This window comes from Streptomyces sp. NPDC057638, assembly GCF_042800315.1.
In the GTDB taxonomy this organism is placed as follows: domain Bacteria; phylum Actinomycetota; class Actinomycetes; order Streptomycetales; family Streptomycetaceae; genus Streptomyces.
The window spans coordinates 32657-53105 of sequence record NZ_JBHVHF010000003.1 but is presented as its reverse complement, the minus strand read 5'-3'; the positions used below and the strand labels follow the sequence as shown (position 1 = coordinate 53105).

The following is a 20449-nucleotide window of genomic DNA, read 5'->3' as shown; positions in this document are numbered from 1 at the left end:
CGGTCCCCGTACGGATGTGCCTGCGGAAATGGAAGACTGGCTGCCGTGAGCACCACCGGATCCCAGCGCCACGTACAGGTGAGCGCCGCCCGCCGCCGAACCGTCATCGACGCGCTGCGGCGCGGTGCCGTGCCCGATGGCGGACTCGACCTGCTGGCCACCGGACTCGACCGGTTCGAAGCGGCCCTGGACGCGGAGCTGGACGCCGTCGCCGCCGGTGGTTCCGTGTTCAAGGCCGTGCGGGGCGAGTACGGGTCCGGCAAGACGTTCTTCACTCGCTGGCTGGGGGAGCGGGCCAAGCGCCGCAACTTCGCCGTGGCCGAGATCCAGATCTCGGAGAACGAGACCCCGCTGCACCGGCTGGAGACGGTCTACCGGCGGCTCACCGAACGGCTCACCACCTCCAGTTTCCCACCCAGCGCGCTGCGGCCCGTGATCGACGCCTGGTTCTACGCCCTTGAGGAGGATGCCCTCGCGGCTGGCGCGACCGAGGAGGAACTTCCGGGCGAGGTGGAGAAACTGCTCGTCGCACGGCTCGCCGAGGTCTCGCGACATGCCCCGTCGTTCGCCACCGCCCTGCGCGGCTACCGGGCCGCCCTCGTGGACGGGGACGAGGCGACCGCCGCCGCCGTCCTGGCGTGGCTCGGCGGGCAGCCGCACGTCGCGGCTTCCGCCCGCCGGGCCGCCGGGGTCCGCGGCGACCTCGACCACTTCGGTGCGCTCGGGTTCCTGCAGGGGCTCCTCACGGTGCTGCGCGACTCCGGGCACACCGGCTTGTTCGTGGTCCTCGACGAGGTGGAGACGCTGCAACGGGTCCGGTCGGACGCCCGCGACAAGGCGCTCAACGCTCTGCGGCAACTCATCGACGAAGTTCACTCGGGCCGCTTTCCCGGCCTCTACCTGGTCATCACCGGCACCCCCGCCTTCTTCGACGGTCAGCAGGGCGTACAGCGGCTGGCCCCGCTCGCTCAGCGGCTGGCCACCGACTTCACCACCGACCCGCGCTTCGACAACCCTCGCGCCGTGCAGATCAGGCTTCCCGGCTTCGACCAGGGGGCCCTGGTGGGGCTCGGCCTCACCATCCGTGACCTGTATGCCGACGCCTCACACCTGCCCGAGCGGGTGCGCGAGGTCGTCGACGACGCGTACGTCGCCGACCTCGCGGTCGCCGTTGGCGGAGCGTTGGGCGGGAAGGTCGGAGTGGCGCCACGGCTGTTCCTGAAGAAGCTCGTCGGGGACGTACTGGACCGTGTGGACCAGTACGACGACTTCGACCCCCGGCGGCACTACCGGCTCACCGTCGTCGGCGGCGAACTCACCGACGTCGAGCGGAACCTGGCCGCCCTGGCCTCCGTGACGGCCGACGACATCGATCTGGAACTGTGATGGCGGGCGGGGAAAGCCCGGCTGGGAAGGGCCCGGAACACGTCGAAGCCGACGCCGACGTGCTCGACCGCCTCGACCCCGTCGTCGTGCACCACGTCGTCAACACCCTCGGCTGGCCCGATCTGCGCCCCCTGCAGCGGGCTGCGATCACGCCGCTCATGGAGGGGCGGGACGCCGTACTGCTGGCTCCGACGGCAGGGGGCAAGACGGAGGCGGCGTGCTTTCCCCTGCTGTCGGCGATGACCGAGCAGCGGTGGACCGGTACGTCTGTGCTGTACCTGTGCCCGCTCAAGGCACTCCTCAACAACCTGGTCGGCCGCGTCGACACGTACGCCCAGTGGCTCGGGCGACGGGCCGCGATATGGCACGGCGACATCAAGGAGTCGCAGCGGCAACGCATCCGGGCCGAGGCGCCGGACATCCTGCTGACCACGCCCGAGTCGCTTGAAGCGATGCTGATCGGCGTCAAGACCGACCATGTCCGTCTGCTGGGAAGCGTACGGGCCGTCGTCATCGACGAAGTCCACGCGTTCGCGGGGGACGACCGTGGATGGCACCTGCTGGCCGTGCTCGAACGGTTGGAGCGGGTGATGGGACGGCCCATCCAGCGCGTCGGGCTCTCGGCGACCGTCGGCAACCCGACCGAGTTGCTGCACTGGCTGCAGGGCTCAGGCGTCGGCAGCCGCACCGGCCAGGTGGTCGCTCCCGGAGTTCAGATGCCGACCGCCCACCACGGCGGACACCCTGACACCAAGGCGAGCACCGAGTCCTCCGGCAGGCCGACGGGCGAAGTGGAACTCGACTATGTCGGCTCCCTCGACAACGCGGCCAAACTCATCGCGGCGCTGCACCGTGGAGAGAAGCGGCTCGTCTTCTGCGACTCGCGCCGCCAGGTCGAGGAGCTGGGCGCGGCGCTCCGCGCACGCGAGGTGACCGTCTTCCTGTCCCACGCATCGCTCTCCGTCGACGAACGCACGCGCTCCGAAAGGGCGTTCGCCGAGGCGCGTGACTGTGTCATCGTCTCCACGTCGACCCTGGAGCTCGGCATTGACGTCGGCGACCTGGACCGTGTCATCCAGATCGACTCACCGACCTCCGTCGCTTCGTACCTCCAACGCATCGGACGCACCGGGCGGCGTACCGGGACCGTGCGGAACTGTCTGTTCCTCGCCACCCGCAAGGAGACCCTGCTACAGGCGGCGGGCCTGTTGCTGCTGTGGTCGCGGGGGTGGGTAGAGCCGGTCGTCCCTCCGCCTGAGCCGCGCCACCTGGTGGCCCAGCAACTACTCGCTGTCATCCTGCAACAGCACAGGCTCGGCGACCAGGTGTGGGACCGGCAGTGGAACGGCCTCCCCCCATTTGACCGGTCGGCGGCCCCGATCATGCGCTTCCTCGCGGAGAAGGGTTTCCTCGACAGCGATGGCGGGATGCTGTTCATCGGTCCCGAGGCGGAACGCCGCTTCGGTAGAAGACACTTCATCGAACTCACCGCCTCCTTCACCGCGCCCCCGCAGTTCACCGTCCTGTCCGGGCGCACGGAGATCGGCCGCACGGACCCGAGCGTGCTCACGGAGGAACGCCCTGGCCCCAGGCGGTTGCTGCTCGGCGGACGCAGTTGGCTGGTCACGTATATCGACTGGTTGCGCAGACGCGCCTTCGTCGAGCCCACCGACGGCGGTGGAATCGCCAAGTGGATGAACGGCGGCGTCACTGGACTGTCGTATCCCCTGACCCGCGCCATGCGTCAGGTACTGCTCGGCACGGACCCACCCGTCTCCCTCACGCGGCGGGCAGTGGCCTGTCTGGCCGAACAGCGCGAAAGCGACGCACCTGGCGCCGTCCACCCGGGCGGCACGTTGATCACGCGCGTCGGCTCCGACGTCCGGTGGTGGACCTGGGCCGGCTACCGGGCCAACGCCACCCTGGCAGCCACGCTCCCGTCGGTCAGCGACCCGCTGCAACGGCCCACCGACTGCTGGCTACGCCTGCGGGAGAACCTGGCCCCGGCCGACTGGCACGCGGCTCGTGGCGAGGTCGGCGAGAACCTCGTCCTGCCTGACGTGGACCGGCGTGCCGTACGCGGCCTGAAGTTTTCCGCCGCCCTCCCGGAACGGATCGCCGTGGCCACGGTGGCGGCTCGCCTGGCCGACTTCGAGGGCGCCCGTTCGGTGCTGGGCGAGCCGGTGCGGTTCCAGTGCGACGGCTGACCCGGAAGAGTCGCCAAGGCCACTTGGCGGAGCCGCGATGCCCCGCCCGCCCCCACCGCTCCGTCACCTGAGGGCACTGAAGTCCGGTACGGAGCAGGTTGATCAGACCCTCGCTGAATACCAGCCCCATCGGGACCGTACAGCTTCGTACGCGGCCATGAAGGCAGTCACGAAGGTAGCCAGACGTCGCGGGGCCGGGGGCGGAGGTGGCAGCGGGCTGCCGCCGACGCTGCGCGGGTGCGATCTCGCGGGGGTGGTCACCCCGGTGTCCGTGCGGGGGTGGTCCCCGAGATCATCAACGGCTCGTCCGCACATGGTCCCCGCGCATGCGGGGCTCACCGATGGTCGGGGTGGTTGCCAGGGGGGATGGGGTGGTGGGGCGGCCGGGGCTGGGGGCGTTTGAGGGGTAGTGGACGACGTGGCGCTGCCTGTGTAGGGGTCTGACCAGCGGGAACAACCCGTGCGGCATCGTCTCTCCTGCGCGCAGTGCTTGAATGGACCCGTCGTCCCCGGTCTGAGCAAGGAGAAGCGCTGTGCCCCTGGTCTCTGTCGTGATGCCCGTGTATAATTCGGCGGCCACTCTCGGCGCGGCGGTCCGGTCGGTGCTCACGCAGACGCACAGTGATCTGGAGCTGCTGGTCACCGACGACAAGTCCACCGATGGCTCCATGGACCTGCTCATGGAGTTCGCCCGGCAGGACGAGCGCGTGCGGCCGGAGTCGGCGCCGGAGCAGGGTGGGGCCGGGCGGGCGCGGAATCTCGCCATCGGGCGGGCGCGGGGGGATTTCGTCGCCTTCCTCGACAGCGACGACATGTGGCTGCCGGAGAAGACCGAGCGGCAGATCGCGTTCGCCGCGGCGGGCAGCGCGCCGCTGACGTTCACCTCGTACTTCAAGATGGACGCCGACTACGACGGTGAGAGCGTCGACTTCGTCCCGAACGGGCGCGTGATCCGCGCCCGGGAACATGTGGACTACCGGGCGATGCTGGTCCGGGACTACATCGGGGCCCTGACCGCGATGTACGACCGCACCGTCCTGGGTACCCGGCTGATGCCGGAGATGCGCAAGCGGCAGGACTACGCCCTGTGGCTGTCGATCATGCGTGACGGCGCCGACGCCCGCGGGCTGACCGAGCCGCTCGCCGTGTACCGGGCCCACCAGGCGGGATCGCTGTCCTCCAACAAGATGTCGCTGGTCCGGTACAACTGGGAGCTGTACCGCCAGCACGAGGGGCTGTCGATCCCCCGGTCGACGCGGGCGCTGGCCGGCGCCGCGTGGCAGTCGCTGCGCAACTCGCGGATCTAGGACCTTTCTTCTGGATCTTGCTGGGCTCCCCGCCTGATCCAGAGGAAAGGCCCAGAGGGCCGTCGGCGACGATCGCCCGGACCGCCCACCCGTATGACCCGCGTGGTGGGCGGGTTCCGTGGCGGCCCGGTCGTGCGGGGACGGTCGGAGCAGTGGACAGCCGTCGCGAAATCGGATTGAAAGCGAGGCGACACCCCCGCCTGGCACGGTGGTCGCACACGACGATCGCCAGCGGGGGAGCCATGGATTTCAGCTTGCTCGGTCCTGTCGAGGCCAGACGTGACGGCCGGCCCATCGGGCTGTCCGGGACGAAGATGCGGACGCTGCTCGCGGCGCTGCTGATCGCGCGCGGACGGGTGGTGCCGGACTCGCGGCTGAGCTGGCTGCTGTGGGGTGTCTGCCCGCCCACGACCATGAACGCCCAGATCTATACGTATGTCTCCCGGCTGCGCAAACTCCTGGAGCCGGAGGTCACCATCGCCCGGCGGGCGCCCGGATACGTCATCGAGACCGGTGACAGCCGGATCGACGTGGTCGAGTTCGAGCGGCTGGAGCGTGCGGGCCGGGCCGCGCTGCGGGCGGCGCGGTATGAGGAGGCGGGGGCGCTGCTGGGGCGGGCGCTCGATCTGTGGCGTGGGCCCGCGCTGGCCAACACCACGGAGCTGCTCGTGGAGCAGGAGGAGTCGCACTGGGAGGAGGGCCGGGCGGCCGCGCTGGAGAACCGGGTGGAGGCCTGCCTCGCGCTCGGCCAGCACCAGCAGCTCACCGCCGAACTCGTCCGGCTGGTCGGTGACTTCCCGCTGCGGGAGCGGATGCGGGCCCAGCTGATGACCGCGCTGTGCCGGTCCGGCCGTCAGGCGGACGCCCTGCGGGTCTTCCACGAGGGCCGCCGGGTGCTCGCCGATGAGCTCGGTGTCGACCCGGGCGCGGAGCTCACCGGGACCTATCAGGCCGTGCTCGACGGTTCGCTGGGCACCGCCCCCGCCGAGCCGCCCGCCCGTGCGGCGGCGACGGCACCACCCGGCCTCGCCGGGCCGGTGGCGCCCTCGTCGCTGCCCCCGGACACCGCCACGTTCATCGGACGGCGGCGGGAGCTGGCCGCGCTCCAGGCGCTGCTGGCCCCCGGCAGCCCGGTCCGGCGCGGTCTGATCACCGGCATGGGCGGGGTCGGCAAGACGGCCCTCGCGCTGCGCGCCGCGCACACCAGCAGGGGCCACTTCCCCGACGGGCAGCTGTATGTGGACGTCGCCGACCGCGACGGCGCCGCCCGGGATCCGCGGGTCGTCCTGGTCCAGTTGCTGAGCGCGCTGGGGGACCCGGCCGTGGCGGGTGAGGGCGCGTACGGTGACGGTGCGTACGGTACCGGGGTGTTGTCCGGCGCGGCCCTCGGTGCCGGTCGCGGTCCCGGGCTCGATGAGCTGGTGCGCCGCTACCGTGCCCGTACCGCCGGGCGGAGGCTGCTGGTCGTGCTGGACAACGTGTCCGGGCCCGAGCAGCTCGCCGCGCTCCTGCCCGGAGGCGAGGAACCCGCGGTCCTCGTGATCGGACACGCCCACCTCGCCGCCGCCATCGGCCCCCACACCACCGTCGTCGAGCCGCTCGCCGACGACGACGGCCTGGCCCTGCTGGCCGCCGCCGTGGGCGCCGAGCGGGTCGCCGAGGACCTCGCCGCGGCCCGGCAGATCGTCGCCTACTGCGGTGGTGTCCCGCTCGCCCTCCGGACGGCCGGTGCCCGGCTCGCCGCCCGGCCCCACTGGTCGCCCGCGCTGCTCGCCGGACGGCTCGCCGCCCCGGCGGACCGGCTGCGCGAACTGCGCTTCGGCGGGCTGGACATGTTCCGTTCGCTGCGCTCCTGGCTGCGGCTGACCGGTGTGGCGGAGGACGATCTGCGCCGGTGCTCCGTCCTCGGTGAGCGCGTCTTCTCGGCCGCGACCGCCGCCGCCGTACTGGACCTTCCCCACGTTCTCGCCGAGGACCTGCTGGAACGGCTGGCCGACGCCTCGCTCATGGATCCCGCCGAACCGGTCGGCGTGGTGAGCGCCGCGCCGCTCTACCGGCTGCACCGGCTTGTGTTCTGCTACGCGCGCGCTCTGCCCGTACGGATTCCGTTTGACGCCCCGGTACCGGTGGCGAGCTGAGATCCTCTGCCGTGAAGTGCCGTGAAGTGCCGTGAAGTGCTGTGAAGCCGACCCTTTCCAGTCCGACCTTTCTCCGTCCGTCCCCTGATCGCCCCATGAGAGACAAAGAGGAACATGAGCAACGACGCAGTAGTGCTCACATCGGTGACGAAGACCTACGGAACCGGCGACCGCGCGGTCAGAGCACTCGACGGAGTCTCGCTCACCCTGCCGACCGGGAGCTTCACCGCCGTCATGGGCCCCTCGGGATCGGGTAAATCGACCCTCCTCCAGGTCGCGGCGGGCCTCGACCGCCCCGACGGCGGTTCCGTCGTCCTCGGTGGCACCGAACTGACCGGCAGGTCCGAGAAGGAGCTGACGCTGCTGCGGCGCGACCGGATCGGTTTTGTCTTCCAGCAGTTCAACCTGATGCCCATGCTCAGCGCCGAGCAGAACATCGCGCTCCCCCTGAGGCTGGCCGGCCGCAAGCCCGCGCGCGGCGCGTTACGGGAGGCACTGGAACGGGTCGGTCTCGCCGGGCGGGCCCACCACCGGCCCACCGAGATGTCCGGCGGCCAGCAGCAGCGCGTCGCCCTGGCCCGGGCCCTGATCACCCGGCCCGATGTGCTGTTCGGTGATGAGCCGACCGGTGCCCTGGACTCCACCACCGGGCGTGAGGTGCTCACCCTGCTGCGCGGTCTGGCCGACGACGGTGGCCAGACCATCGTCATGGTGACGCACGATCCGCAGGCCGCGTCCTTCGCCGACCGCGTGGTCTTCCTCGTCGACGGCGGGATCACCGGCGAGCTGGCGCGCCCCTCCGCCCCTGAGATCGCCGCGCGGATGACCGAGCTGGAGGAGATCTCGTGCTGAGCGTCGCCCTGGCCACGGTCCGGGCCCGCTGGGCCCACTTCGCCGGTGTCTTCGTCGCCGTCGCGCTCGGCGCCGGTCTGACCACCTCGATGGGGCTCGCGCTGGCGGCCACCCTCGACGCGCCACCGGAGCTGAAGGACCGGGACGCGGACGCCGTGTTCACGGTGAACGCCATGCTCGGCACCGCCGCCGCCGTCACCACCTTCACCTCCGTCTTCGTCGTGGCGTCGGCGTTCGCGTTCGCGGTGGCCCAGCGGCAGCGGGAGTTCGGTCTGCTCCGTACCGCCGGGGCGACCCCCGGCCAGCTGCGGACCGCCGTCGTCGCCGAGGCGGCGCTGGTGGCCGTCCCCGCCGCCGTGGCCGGGCTGCTGATCGGCAGCGCGGGCGGCCCCGCCCTGGTGGAGTGGATGGCCGGGGAGGGGCTCGCGCCCGCGTGGCTCACGGTGGGCGACCATGTCTGGCCGTACGTCATGGCCTTCGCGACCGGGTTGGTGGTCGCGCTCGTCGGCGCGTTCGCCGCGTCGGGCCGGGCGGCCCGTACCAGCGCCGTCGAGGTGCTGCGGGAGGCGGCCGTCGACCGGCGGGTGATGACGGCCGGGCGGTGGGTGTTCGGGGGGCTGCTGCTGGTCGGCGGGCTGGCGCTGCTCATCCAGCGGCTGGTGTCCGATCCGGCGGATCTGCTGAAGCGCAAGACGTACACCACCCAGCCGATGCTGCTCATCGGCGCGTTCGCGGTCCTGGCCCCGCTGGCCGCCGTACCGCTGGTGCGGCTGCTCGCCGTACCGCTGGCGCGCACCCGGGGCGCGATCGGCACGCTGGTGCGCGAGAGCGCGGTCACCGGTGTCCGGCGTACCTCGGCCCTCGCCGCCCCGGTGCTGGTCAGCGTGGCCCTGGCCGGATCGCTGCTCGGTTCGACGGAGACCGTCGGCGCGGGCAAGGCGGACGAGATCCGGGACCGTACGGTCGCGGACTTCGTCGTCACACCGGTGTCCGGCCGGACGCTCGATGACGCCGCCGTCCGGGCGGCGGCCGCGGTTCCGGGCGGCCGTACCGCGGTCACCGCGCCCACCACGGTCGAGTACCTCTACGAGGGTGTGGTGCGGGTGCCCGAGCCGGGCCGGGTCGTCGACCCGGCGGCCTTCGCCGAGCTGTCCAGGCTCCCGCTGCTCGACGGGTCGGTGAGGGACCTGGACGACCGGTCGATCGTCGTCAACGACGTATGGCCGGCCGGGGTCGGCGACCGGGTCGACATCTGGCGGGCGGACGGCGCCAAGGTGACGCTGACCGTCGCCGCCGTGATGCGCCGCGGCACCGGCCGCAACGGTGTGTATGTGACCGCCGCCAACGCCCCCGGTGCCCGGCCCGACCGGGTCGAGGTCCGGCTGGCGGAGGGCGGGGACCGGGCGGAGGTCGGGGCCGCCCTGGCCGCGGCCGTGCGTCCGTACGACGCGGAGACGGTCACGGCGGAGGAGTGGATCACGGCCGCGCAGCCGGAGACCAAGCGGGAGAGCCGGCTGGCCATCTTCGTGGTGCTGGGGCTGGCCCTGCTCTACTCCCTGATCGCGCTGGCCGGGACCTCCGTCGCGGCCACCGGTGACCGGCGCGGCGATCTGGCGACCCTGCGGCTGACCGGGGCCACCCGGGGGCAGGTGCTGCGCGTGGTCGCCGTGGAGGCGGCCGTGGTGGTGGCGGCGGGCGCGCTCCTGGGTCTCCTCGTCACCACGCTCAATGTGCTCGGTACCTGGTCCGCGCTCTCCGTACTGGTCGGGTCCGGGGCGCCGCTGGAGCTGCCGTGGGCGGCGATGGCCGCGGTCACGGCGGCCTGCGCCACGGTCGCCGTCCCGGCCTCGGTGCTGGCCGCCGCGGCCACGCTGCGGCGTCGCCCGGCGCCGGGCGACGCCGTCTGATCTGCCGGAAACGGTGTGCCGGGTGGGGTACGGGGGGTACGGGCGTCGCGCCCGCACCCCCCTCGGTACGCGTCAGTAGCCACCCCACTGGATGAGGACCTGGTCCCGTTCCGCCCGGGAGAGCAGGTCGACGGAGCCCACGGGGAGTTCCGGGGTGTCGGCGATGGCCTCCAGGGCGCGCAGCACCCGGTCCAGGAACACCCGCGCCGCGTCGGCGCCGATGACATCGGGGCGGTGCCCGAGCCGGAGTTCCAGGCCGCCGTCGACGGGTACGGCGATCAGGCGCAGCGGATAGTGCGTGGCGTCCTCCACGGCCAGTCCGGTCAGCCGCGGCCCGACGACCGCGGCGGCCAGCGCCCCGGTGTCCAGGGGGTAGTTGACGAGCATGGTCGTCGTGTCGAACAGCTCCCCGCCGGTCGTCAGGCGCTGGACCCGGGAGAGTGCCACATGGTGGTGGGGGATCAGCCGGACCTGGTCCTCCTGGAGCCGGGAGAGCAGCGCGTGCAGCGGCTCCCGGTCGTCGAGTCGGACCCGGACCGGCAGGGTGTTGCAGAGCATGCCGATCATGCGTTCCACCCCGGCCACCTCCGGCGGACGGCCGGAGACGGTGGCGCCGAAGACGACATCCCGTCCGTCGGTGGCCTGGGCGAGGACCAGCCCCCACGCCGTCTGGTACTGCGTGTTCAGGGTGACGCCGTACGTCCGCGCGCACCCGGCGAGCCGCGCGAGCAACGCGTCCGGAACCAGCCGGGTGACCCGCTCCTGCGGTACGGAGGGCGGCCCGGCGGCCTCCGGGGCGACCAGGGTGGGCCCGTCGACGCCACGCAGGTACTCCGCCCACGCGGTCTCGGCCCCGGCCCGGTCCTGGGCGGCCAGCCAGGCCAGATAGTCCCGGTAGGGGGCGACCGGCGGCAGCCGTGTGCCACGGTCCGCCCACAGGGCGAACAGCTCCTGGGCGGCGACGGGCAGCGACCAGCCGTCCCACACGATGTGATGGGTGCTCAGCAGCAGCCGGTGGTGGTCGGGGGCCAGTCTGAGCAGCAGGAACCGCAACAGCGGCGGTCGGCTCAGATCGAAGCGGCGGTTCCGCTCGGCGGCGGCGAGCCGCAGCGCCTCCGGCCGGCGCCCGGCGGGTGGCAGGGCCGTCAGATCGGCCTCGGACCAGGGGAGTTCCACCTGGGCGCGCACCACCTGGACCGGCTCGCGCACCCCCTCGTGGTGGAAGCCGGAACGGAGGCTGGCGTGCCGGTCCAGCAGGGCCTGGCCCGCGGCGCGCAGGGCCGGGGCGTCCAGGGGGCCCTCGAAGTCGAAGGCGACCTGGGTGTTGTAGGTGTCGGCGGGCGCCGCCGTGTCCCGGCCCTCCGTCGCCCGCGCGGTCGTATCCCGCGCGGTCGTCAACTGGCCGTCCTGTCCGGCCGTCAACCGGCCGTCCCGTCCGGTTCCGGTCGGCGGGAAGTCCTCCGTCTCGTGGCCGTCCCGTCCGGTTCCGGCTGCCCGTAAGCCCGCTGTTTCCTGGCTCTCCGGCCTGTTCTTGGCTGACCCAAAGCCCGCCGTCTCCCGGCCCGCCAGCCCGGCTCCGGTGGCCGGGAGGTCCGCCGTCTCCACCGCGTGGAACAGCAAGCCCTCCTGGAGCGCGGTGAGCGGCAGCACGTCCGTCAGATCGGGTACGGCCGCCTCCAGCGTCTCCACCTCCCGCTGGGTGAGCGCGGTCAGCGGGAGGTCGGAGGGGGTGCGGCCGCCCCCGCCCGGCCGGGCCGCGTGGGCGGCGAGGCCGTGCAGGGCCTGGGACCACAGCTCCGCCAGCCCGCTGAGGGACTCCTCGTCCAGCACCCCGGCGGGCGCCGCCCAGTCGGCGTGCAGCTCGGGCCCGTGCGGGGTCTCCCGGGCCAGGACATTGACCTCCAGGGCGTGCGCGGACGGCAGCCCCGGGTCCGCTCCGCCGGGCAGCGCGTCGTCCGGCAGCGGCTGCCAGGGACCGGCGTCCGTGACGGTGGTGCCCAGACGGCCCAGGTAGTTGAAGAGCACCCGGGGCGCGGGGAGCGCCGAGAGCCGCTCCCGGGTCTCCGGGTCGAAGTGGCGCAGCGGTCCGTGGCCGAGGCCGTCGCCGGGCACGGCGAGCAGCTGCTCCTTGACGGCCTTGACGGCGCGGCCCGCGGCGGGGCCGCCGTGGACGATCTCGTCCCAGTCGGCGTCGCCGGGGTCGATCCGCGCCGGGTGGACGGCGGTGAACCAGCCGACGGTACGCGACAGGTCGAGCCCGCCCGTCTCGCCCCGGCCGTGGCGCTCCCGGTCGATCAGGAGCGGGGTGGCGGGCGCGGTGCTGGTGCGGCGGCGCCGTTCGCCGACGGCGAGGCCGAGCGCGGTGAGCAGGACGTCGTCGATCTGGCCGTGGAAGGCGGCGGTGACCGGGCCGAGGAGCGCGGCCGTGACCTCGGCCGGGACCGTCACGCCCACATGCCGGGCGGTGGCCGCGGTGTCGGTGGCCGGGTCGACGTCACGGGCGCCGAACCCGGTCTGGGGCGTCCCGCTCAGTGCCTCCCACGCGGCGGACTCGGCGCGCCAGCCGCCCGCCTCGGCGTGCCGGACCTGGTGGGTGGCCCAGGTGCGGTACGAGGTGGGCACGGGCGGCAGGGCGGGCGCGCGGCCCTCGGCGAGCGCCGCGTAGACCGTGCTGAGGTCGGGCAGCAGGATCCGCCAGGAGACGCCGTCGACGACCAGGTGGTGGAGGGTGAGGAGGAGCCGTCCCGGGGCGGTGGGCCCGGCGTCGAAGTGGACCGCCCGTACCATCTGCCCGGCGGCCGGGTCGAGGCCGTCGCGGGCGGCCTCGGCGTACCGGCGGACGGTGGCGTCGAGGGCGGGGCCGGTCAGACCGGTGATGTCGGCGGCGGTCAGCAGACCGGGGTACGGGATGTTCTTGCGCGGCACGACCAGCTGGTCATGGGCCCGGTCCAGGCGGGCGCGCAGGGCGTCGTGATGGTCGAGCAGGGTGTGCAGGGCCTCGCGGAGGAGTCCGTGGTCGGCGCCCCGCGGCAAGGAGATCAGCATCGCCTGGTGGAAGGCGTCGCTGGTGCCGCCACGGGCCAGGACATCGCGCGCGACCGGCGGCAGCGGTACGGGACCGAGGGCCGCCGACGCGGGTTCGCCGACCGTGGCGGGCGCGTCGTCGCCCCGGGCGGCGACGGCGAGCGCCTCGACCGTGCGGAGCCGGAACACCTCGGTGGGGGTGAACCGCAGTCCGTGTTCCCGGGCCTGCGCCACCAGCTGGATGGCCATGATGCTGTCGCCGCCGAGGTCGAAGAAGGAGGCGTCCGTGGCCACCCGGCCGGTGCCGAGGACCCGCTGGAAGAGCCGGGAGAGGATCTCCTCCCGTTCGGTGACGGGAGCACGCCCGGCCGCCTCGCGTTCGCCGGTGTCCGGCGCGGGCAGGGCGGCCCGGTCGATCTTGCCGTTCGGGGTGAGCGGCAGCGCGTCCAGGACGACGACGGCCGAGGGCACCATGAACGGCGGCAGGACGGCGGCGAGACGGGCCCGCAGCGCGGCGCCGTCCAGGGGCGCGGCGCCGGGCGCGGCGGCGGTGTAGGCGATCAGACGGCGGTCCCCGGGCCGGTCCTCGCGGACGAGGGCCACGGCCTGGGCGACACCCTCCTGACCGGCCAGGACGTTCTCGATCTCGCCGGGCTCGATCCGGTAGCCACGGATCTTGACCTGGTGGTCGGTGCGGCCGACGTAGTCGAGATGGCCTTCGGGGTGCCAGCGCACCAGGTCCCCGGTGCGGTACATACGCCCGCCGGGGGGACCGAACGGGCAGGGCACGAACCGGTCGGCGGTCAGGCCCGGCCGTCCGGCGTAGCCGCGCGCCAGGCTGGGCCCGGCGGCGTACAGCTCCCCGGCGACACCGGGGGGCACCGGGCGCATCCGCTCGTCGAGGACGTAGACACGGGTGTTGTGGACGGGACGGCCGATGGGGGGCGCGACGGTGCCGGGGACGCCGCCACCGGGGAGCGGAGCGCTCAGGGTGGTGCAGACGGTGGTCTCCGTCGGGCCGTAGCCGTTGAGCATCCGCAGCCGGGAGGACCAGCGGGTGACCAGGGAGGGCGGGCACGCCTCCCCGGCGACGGTCAGCACGCGCACACCGGGCAGGGCGTCCTCGGGGACGACGGAGAGCGCGGCGGGCGGCAGCACGAGGTGGGTGACGCCCTGCCGCGCGACGAGCTCGACCAGGTCGTCACCGGGCAGGAGCTGCTCGGCGGGGGCGAGTACCAGCCGGCCACCGCCGAGCACCGCGGCGGTGACCTCGAAGACGGAGGCGTCGAAGCTGGGCGAGGCGAACTGGAGGACCCGGCTGTCGGCGTCCACGCGGAGGTGTTCGCGCTGGGCCGCGAGCAGGGAGGCGAGACCGGTGTGGGTGACGGCGACACCCTTGGGCCGTCCGGTGGAGCCCGAGGTGTAGATGAGGTAGGCCGTGTTGTCCGGGGTCAGCGCGGTGGTCCGGTCGGCGTCGGTGGGGTTGTCGCCGCGGCGCGCGGCCACGGCGGCGGCGGTCGCCGGTTCGTCGACGACCAGCGGGGCGTGGCCGACGGGGACGACGGCCGCCAGGGCCGTGGTGGTCACCGCGCACACCGGGCGCGCGTCCTCGAAGACGTACCGGACGCGGTCGGCCGGATAGCCGGGGTCGACGGAGAGATACGCGGCCCCCGCCTTGGCGGTGGCGAGGAGGCCGGTCAGCCAGAGCGCCGAGCGCGGCAGGACGAGGGCGACGGTGGTCTCCGGGCCCGCCCCGGCGCCGATGAGCTGGTGGGCGAGCCGGTTGGCGCGGGTGTTCAGCTCGGCGTAGGTCAGCTCGCCCGCGTCGTCGGCGACGGCGATCCGGTCGGGGGTCAGGGCGGCCCGCGCCTCGAACAGCGCGGTCAGGGTGGTGGGCTCGATACCGCCGCCGGGGGTCTCGTTCCACTCCTCCAGGAGGGTGCGGCGCTCCTCGGCGCGAAGCAGCGGGACGGTGTCGAGGGGGCGCCGTGGCTCGGCGAGGACGGCGTCGAGGAAGTCCAGGAAACGGTCCTGGTACGAGGCGATCTCGGCCGCCGCGTACTGGGCCGGGTCGGCTTCGAGGTCGAAGCGGGGCCCGGTGCCGTCGTTGCGGTCGTACACGGAGAAGGACAGTCCGTCGACGGGACCGGTGGAGAGGTTGTGGGCGGTGACCGGGTGGCCGCCGAACTCCATCCGGTAGTCGAAGTACATGATGTTGACGACCGGCCCGAGCCGGCCCAGGTCCGTTCCCGTCAGGCCGAGTTCGCGGCGCAGGTCCTCGTACCGGCACAACTGGTGGCGGACCAGGGTGAGCACCCGCCGTGAGACCTCGGGCAGCAGGTCGGTCAGGCTCTGGCCGGGCCCGACGGTCAGATGGAGCGGCAGCACGGTCGAGGCGAAGCACGGGGTGTTCCGGGCGACCGTGCCGGTGCGACCGGTGACGGGCAGACCGAGCACGACATCGCCGTGGCCGGTCATCCGGGACAGGAAGGCGGCGGTCGCCGCGATCAGCAGGGCGGCCGGGCGGGTGCCGCCCTCGCGCGCGGTCGTCGCGATCCGTTCGGCCCAGCCGGAACGGGTCCGCGTCCGGCGCAGGAACGTGGGCGCCCCGGCGGCGATCTCGGCCGCGCTGGGCGCGCCCTGCCCGGTGCCCGGCAGCGGCACGGGGGCGGGGAGGGAGCGCAGCTGTTCGGCCCAGTGGGCGCGGTGGGCGGCGGTGGCCGCGGAGGCGCGCTGGGTGGCGTCCTCGGCCAGCAGGTCGGTGAGGGGCGGGAACGGGCACGGCTGCGCCGTCCGGCCCTCGACCATGGCGCTGTACAGCTCGGCGAGACGACGGCCGATCATGGCGAAGGAGGCGCCGTCGATCAGGATGTGGTGGAAGCGGTGGAAGGACAGGAACCGGTCCTCGGCCACCTTGATCAGGGCGAACCCGCTCAGGTTCCCGGCGGCGAGGTCGACCGGCCGGTTGATCTCGGCCCGCATCCACCGCTCGGCGGCCGTCATCGGCTCGGGCCGGTCGCTCAGATCGAGGAACGGCAGGTCGGGCAGGCTGTCGTCCAGGTGCTGCCACAGGCCGTCGTCGTCCTCGGAGACGGTGCGCACCCGCAGGGTGTCCGTCTCCAGGAGCAGCATGTGCCAGGCCCGTTCGAAGGCGGCGCGGTCGACGGGGCCATGGATGTCGAGGTACTCGCCGATGTGGTAGCGGCGGCCGGTGGGGTCGATCTGGTGCGCGTAGTAGAGCCCGCGCTGTGCCGTGGTCAGCGGCAGCCGCTGCGGCGGATACGTCTTACGCGTGGCGGTCATGGCGGTCTCCAGCGAGGTCGGGGCCGAGCCGGTCGGTGAGGTACTCCATGAGCGCGGCGGAGCGCCCTTCGAGGTAGAAGTGGCCGCCGGGGAAGGTGTGGACGCGGTGTCCGGCGATGGTGTGACGGGCCCACGCGGCGGCGTCCCCGGGCGTGCAGGAGGTGTCGTCGGCCCCGGTGATGACGGTGAGCGGGCAGGTCAGCGGGGCGCCGGGGACGAACCGGTGCCGGGCGAGCAACTGAAAGTCGCCGCGGAGGGTGGGCAGGGCCAGCTCCCGCAGTTCGGGGAGCTCCAGGAGCCCGGCCCCGGTGCCGCCGAGCCGCCGCACATACGCCATGAGCGCGTCCGTGTCCGTGTCTGTGTACGGCAGCCGCGTCCGGTCGCGCTGGTCGACATGGGGCGCCTTGCGCGCGGAGGCGAAGAGATGGACCACGGCGTTCGGGTGTCGTGGGCGCAGCGCGCGGGCGGTCTCGAAGGCGAGGGTGGCGCCCATGCTGTGCCCGAAGAAGGCGGCGGGACGGTCGAGCCGGGGCGTCACGGCCCGCAGCAGCGCGCCGACCATGACGTCGGGGTCGGTGACCGGCGGTTCGTCGAACCGGTCCTGGCGGCCCGGGTACTGCACGGCGATGACCTCGATCTCCGGGGGCGCGGCGTCGGCCAGCTCCCGGAAGGCGCTGGCGCCGCCGCCCGCGTGGGGGAAGCAGAAGAGCCGGGTCCGGGCGGCGGGCCGGGGCGCGAAGACGCGGAGCCAGTCGGAGGTGGCCGGGGCCGGGAGGGCAGGCATGGCCTCATCCGTCCGTAGGGTCGGCGGCGGGGGTGGTGGCGGGGTTCCCGGTGGCGGGGCGTGGGGTGCCGGAGTGGGCCGGGCCGGGCGTCCCGGCGAGGGCGGGGGAGCCGGTGCCGGTGCCGGCGGCGGGGTCGTACGGTTCGGCCATCGCGACCGCGATCCTGCGCGGCCCGGTGAAGGGCTCCCGGCCGTGGGACGCCAGCATGTTGTCCACGATCAGGACGTCGTCCCGCCGCCAGTCGAACCGGACGCTCGCCTGCCGGTAGCAGGACCGCAGATGGTCCAGTACGTCGTCCGGGATCCGGCCGCCGTCGCCGTAGCGGGTGGTGCTGGGCAGCTCCTCCTCGTCGAACAGCTCCAGCAGCCCCTCGCGCACATCGGCCGAGAGGGTCGTGTGGTGGAAGAAGGCGATGTGGTTGAACCACACCTCCTCGCCGGTCTCCGGATGCCGGTGCACCGCGTCCCGGACCGCCCGCGTCCGCATCCCGCCGCCCGGCAGCCACTCCAGGCGCAGGTCCTTGCCCCGCGCCAGCCGCTCCACCTCGGCCCGGTCGGCGGTGTTGAAGACCGTCTCCCAGGGGATGCCGAAACCCGGGTGGAAGGTGCGGGCCGCCATCCAGCGGCGACGGGTGAACTCCTCGCGTACGTCCGGGTGGACGAGAGCGAGGATCCGGCGGGTGTCGGCGAGCGGGGTGGCGCCCCGTGTGTCCGGTTCGCCGAGGCAGCAGAAGTACAGCAGCCGGGGCCAGACCGACTGGTAGGAGTTCTCGTTGTGCAGGAAGATCTCCTCCTCCGGCGGGTAGTCCGTCGAGGTGTAGACGTTGCCCTTGATGGTGGAGCGGGGGGAGGACCGCTCGGAGTAGGTGAGGGGCGCCCCCGACAGGGCCCGTACGGCCGCGTCGAAACCGTCGACGCCGCCCAGCGGGAAGCCGCGCAGCAGGACCGCGCCGTGCTCGCGCAGGGCCGCGCGCACGGCGGGGCGTTCGGCGTGGAGATACGCGGTGATGCCCGGGTGGGTGCCGTCGTGCTCCAGGAGGGCGGGCAGCCGCCGGGTCCGCTCGGACTGGGAAACCGTCATGGCGTGGGTACCTCGCCGTCCTTCGCGTCGTCGTCGTTGTCGTTCGCGTCGTCGTGGTCGTTCATGTCGTCGTCGTTCACGTCGTTCACGTCGTGGGCGGTGTCGGGACGTGCGGTGGTGTCGGGACGTGCGGTGGTGCCGGGACGTGGGGCGGTGCCGGGCTCCCCGGCGGGGCTTCCGGGCTTCGCGGCCGGTGTCCCGGGCTCACGTCGCTTCCCGGCCGGTGTCCCGGGCTCACGTCCGGCCGAGCGGATCGCCGGGCTCAGGGCCGCGGCGAGCGCCATCAGGGCCATCGCCGCGGAGAGACCGAGGACCGTGTCCGCCGTGGAGAAGGCCGCCAGCAGCAGCCCGCCGACCAGGACACCCGCGGAGTTCATCCCGGAGGCCATCAGCACGAACACACTGCTGACCCGGCCCTGCATCGCGTCCGGGGTGATCCGCATCTGATGCACCCCGGCCGCGACGTTCATCAGCGCCCCGGCGAAGACCATCCCGCCGCAGAGCGCGCCCAGCCCCACCGGGTCGGTGATCAGCGCGACCGGTGCCATCAGGGCCGCCCACAGGGCGAACGCGCCGATCACCACCGTCGACGGCGCGAGCCGCTTGAGCCACCAGGAGGCGCTGAGCGCGCCCAGCGCGCCGCCCACGCCCTCCATCACCCCGAGCACCCCGAGCATCGCCGGGGAGTGCCCGGCCTCCTTGAAGATCAGCACCAGGGAGAGGTTGAGGACCTGGAAGAGGATGTTGCTGCCCGCCACGAGCGCGACCGCCGCCCGCAGGAACCGCTGCCGCCACACCCAGGTCACGCCCTCGGCGACCTCGGCCCGCAGTCGGCGCGGTGGCGCGGTGCGCTTCTCCTGGAGGTCACCGCGGATCAGCAGCACACTCACCAGCGCCAGCAGATGCGCCACCGCCGTGAGGCCGAACGGCAGCCAGCGGGTCATGGCGAACAGCGCGGTCCCGGCGGGCTGCCCGAGCAGGGACGCCACATGGGCGCGGGACTCGTTCTGGGAGACGGCGGCGGCCAGGTGCGCGGGGTGTACGACGTTGCGCACGGCGGCCCGTTCGGCCAGCCGGTAGAAGACGAACGCCGTGCCCTCCAGGAAGGCGGCCGCCATCACATGCGGCAGCCACAGCCGGTCGGCGATCAGCGCCGCGGCGACACTGCCCATGGCCAGGACGCCGACGAGATCGCAGACGATCATCAGTCTGCGCCGGTCCCAGCGGTCGACCAGCGCCCCGGCGGGCAGCTGTACCAGCAGCTGCGGCAGCAGCGCGGCGAAGCCGACCAGACCGGCGCCGGTCACCGAGCCCTGCCAGATCATCAGCAGCGGGTACGCGGCCTGCGCCGCCTGCACCCCCAGGAGGGAGAACCCGGCGCCGGTCCACAGCAGGAGGAAGTCACGGTTGCGGCGCAGGGGCCGCGCGGGGGGCCGCTGGCCGTCGGGCACGGTCCGCTCGTCGAGGAGTGTCATGCCGCCCGGAGCCCACCGTCGTCGCGGACGGGCAGCCGGAGCGAGGCGGCACACCACTCCAGCACGGCCATGGCGCTGTGCATCTTGTTCTCCGCCTGCGGGAAGGCCAGGCTGTGCGGCCCGTCGAGAACCTCGGCGGTGACCTCCTCGCCCCGGTGGGCGGGCAGGTCGTGCAGGAAGACCGCCCCCGGGTTCCCCTCCCACAGCGCGTCCGTCACCCGGAACGGCTCGAACCGCTCCCGCCAGTCGGCGTGCGCCTTGCGGGTCCCCGTGGTCTGCCAGCGGGTGGTGTAGACGACGTCGAAGCCGCCGGGCGGATCCGCCATGTGGTGGTGCTCGGTGAGGACCGACCCGGCGGCCCGCGCGTGCGCCTGGGCGCGGCGGCGGACCTCCGGGTCGAGCCCGTAGCCGGGCGGGGTGCGCAGCTCCAGGGTGGTGCCCCGGTAGCGGGTCAGACCGAGCGCGAGCGCGGCCGCCGTGTTGTTGCCCTCGCCCGTGTACAGCACCCGCAGGCCCTCGATCCGGCCGAACCGGGCGAGGAGGGTGGTGAGGTCGGTGAGCCCCTGGGTGGGGTGCTCCCGCGCGCTCATCGCGTTGATGACCGACATCCGCCGCTGGGCCGCCCAGCCGCGCAGCTCGGCGGTCTCGCCCGCCGTCCGGGCCACGAGGATGTCGAGCATCCGGGAGAAGACCCGCCCGGTGTCCTCGGAGGTCTCGCCCGTGTTGGTCTGGAGATCGCCCGCGCCGTAGCCGATGATCTGCCCGCCGAGCCGCAGCGCCCCGGCGGAGAAGGCGGTACGGGTCCGGGTGGACGTCTCACGGAAGTACACGCCCGTGACCAGCCCGGCCAGCGGCCCGCCGGGTGCGGGGCGGGCGGCTCCGGTGGCGAGCGCGGCGCCGCGCTCGACCAGGGCGTACAGCTCGGTGTCGGTGAGGTCGTCGAGGGAGATGAGGTGTCGTGCTGACACGGGGTCCTCCGGCAAGG

At 73.5% G+C, this 20449-nt stretch carries 11 protein-coding genes; 6 read left to right on the top strand and 5 right to left on the bottom strand.

The annotated features are described in order from the left end of the window. Positions 1–45 precede the first annotated feature (45 nt). The 6 genes from brxD (at position 46) to ACFVIM_RS00945 (ending at position 9797) form a co-directional block, all read left to right on the top strand. Entirely contained in the window at positions 46–1386 is a 1341-nt protein-coding gene (gene brxD / locus ACFVIM_RS00970) for a BREX system ATP-binding protein BrxD (RefSeq protein ID WP_384297058.1), read from the top strand. Beyond that, positions 1386–3593, top strand: a complete 2208-nt coding sequence (locus ACFVIM_RS00965; RefSeq protein ID WP_384297056.1) for a DEAD/DEAH box helicase — start codon at positions 1386–1388, stop codon at positions 3591–3593. Before brxD ends, ACFVIM_RS00965 begins: the two co-directional genes overlap by 1 nt. Before the next feature lie 533 nt (positions 3594–4126). Beyond that, positions 4127–4900: a glycosyltransferase family 2 protein gene (locus ACFVIM_RS00960; protein ID WP_384297055.1), complete on the top strand. Its 774-nt coding sequence runs from the start codon at positions 4127–4129 to the stop codon at positions 4898–4900. Between the two features lie 242 nt (positions 4901–5142). Continuing rightward, a complete protein-coding gene (locus ACFVIM_RS00955) occupies positions 5143–7038 on the top strand; it encodes a BTAD domain-containing putative transcriptional regulator (RefSeq protein WP_384297054.1) in 1896 nt (631 codons plus the stop codon). Positions 7039–7152: 114 nt separating this feature from the next. Then, positions 7153–7890, top strand: coding sequence for an ABC transporter ATP-binding protein (locus ACFVIM_RS00950; RefSeq protein WP_384297052.1), 738 nt, complete (start codon positions 7153–7155; stop codon positions 7888–7890). Further along, complete coding sequence (locus tag ACFVIM_RS00945) at positions 7884–9797, top strand: FtsX-like permease family protein (protein WP_384297051.1); 1914 nt, start codon at positions 7884–7886, stop codon at positions 9795–9797. The genes ACFVIM_RS00950 and ACFVIM_RS00945 overlap by 7 nt, the downstream gene beginning before the upstream one ends. Positions 9798–9869: 72 nt before the next feature. Here ACFVIM_RS00945 and ACFVIM_RS00940 read toward each other — a convergent pair whose 3' ends face one another. From ACFVIM_RS00940 to ACFVIM_RS00920, 5 genes are read right to left on the bottom strand one after another with little or no spacing between them, the layout of a single operon-like run. Next, on the bottom strand, positions 9870–16124 hold the full coding sequence (locus ACFVIM_RS00940; RefSeq protein WP_384297050.1) for an amino acid adenylation domain-containing protein: 6255 nt from the start codon (positions 16122–16124) through the stop codon (positions 9870–9872). After that, positions 16108–16908 carry a thioesterase II family protein gene (locus tag ACFVIM_RS00935; protein WP_384297048.1) on the bottom strand — a complete coding sequence of 267 codons (801 nt, stop codon included), beginning with the start codon at positions 16906–16908 and terminating at the stop codon, positions 16108–16110. Before ACFVIM_RS00935 ends, ACFVIM_RS00940 begins: the two co-directional genes overlap by 17 nt. Before the next feature lie 4 nt (positions 16909–16912). Continuing rightward, a complete protein-coding gene (locus ACFVIM_RS00930) occupies positions 16913–17989 on the bottom strand; it encodes a TauD/TfdA family dioxygenase (protein ID WP_384297047.1) in 1077 nt (358 codons plus the stop codon). Beyond that, on the bottom strand, positions 17986–19464 hold the full coding sequence (locus tag ACFVIM_RS00925; protein ID WP_384297046.1) for an MFS transporter: 1479 nt from the start codon (positions 19462–19464) through the stop codon (positions 17986–17988). The genes ACFVIM_RS00930 and ACFVIM_RS00925 overlap by 4 nt, the downstream gene beginning before the upstream one ends. Further along, positions 19461–20432 (bottom strand): ornithine carbamoyltransferase, encoded by a 972-nt coding sequence (locus tag ACFVIM_RS00920; RefSeq protein WP_384297044.1) that lies wholly within the window; start codon positions 20430–20432, stop codon positions 19461–19463. Before ACFVIM_RS00920 ends, ACFVIM_RS00925 begins: the two co-directional genes overlap by 4 nt. Positions 20433–20449: the final 17 nt, after the last annotated feature.

Excerpts from the sequence above, each read along its gene's own strand:
- ACFVIM_RS00965 (WP_384297056.1), top strand. The coding sequence starts at position 1,386 with ATGGCGGGCGGGGAAAGCCCGGCTGGGAAGGGCCCGGAACACGTCGAA.
- ACFVIM_RS00955 (WP_384297054.1), top strand. The coding sequence starts at position 5,143 with ATGGATTTCAGCTTGCTCGGTCCTGTCGAGGCCAGACGTGACGGCCGG.
- ACFVIM_RS00950 (WP_384297052.1), top strand. The coding sequence starts at position 7,153 with ATGAGCAACGACGCAGTAGTGCTCACATCGGTGACGAAGACCTACGGA.
- ACFVIM_RS00940 (WP_384297050.1), bottom strand. The coding sequence starts at position 16,124 with ATGACCGCCACGCGTAAGACGTATCCGCCGCAGCGGCTGCCGCTGACC.
- ACFVIM_RS00935 (WP_384297048.1), bottom strand. The coding sequence starts at position 16,908 with ATGCCTGCCCTCCCGGCCCCGGCCACCTCCGACTGGCTCCGCGTCTTC.
- ACFVIM_RS00930 (WP_384297047.1), bottom strand. The coding sequence starts at position 17,989 with ATGACGGTTTCCCAGTCCGAGCGGACCCGGCGGCTGCCCGCCCTCCTG.
- ACFVIM_RS00925 (WP_384297046.1), bottom strand. The coding sequence starts at position 19,464 with ATGACACTCCTCGACGAGCGGACCGTGCCCGACGGCCAGCGGCCCCCC.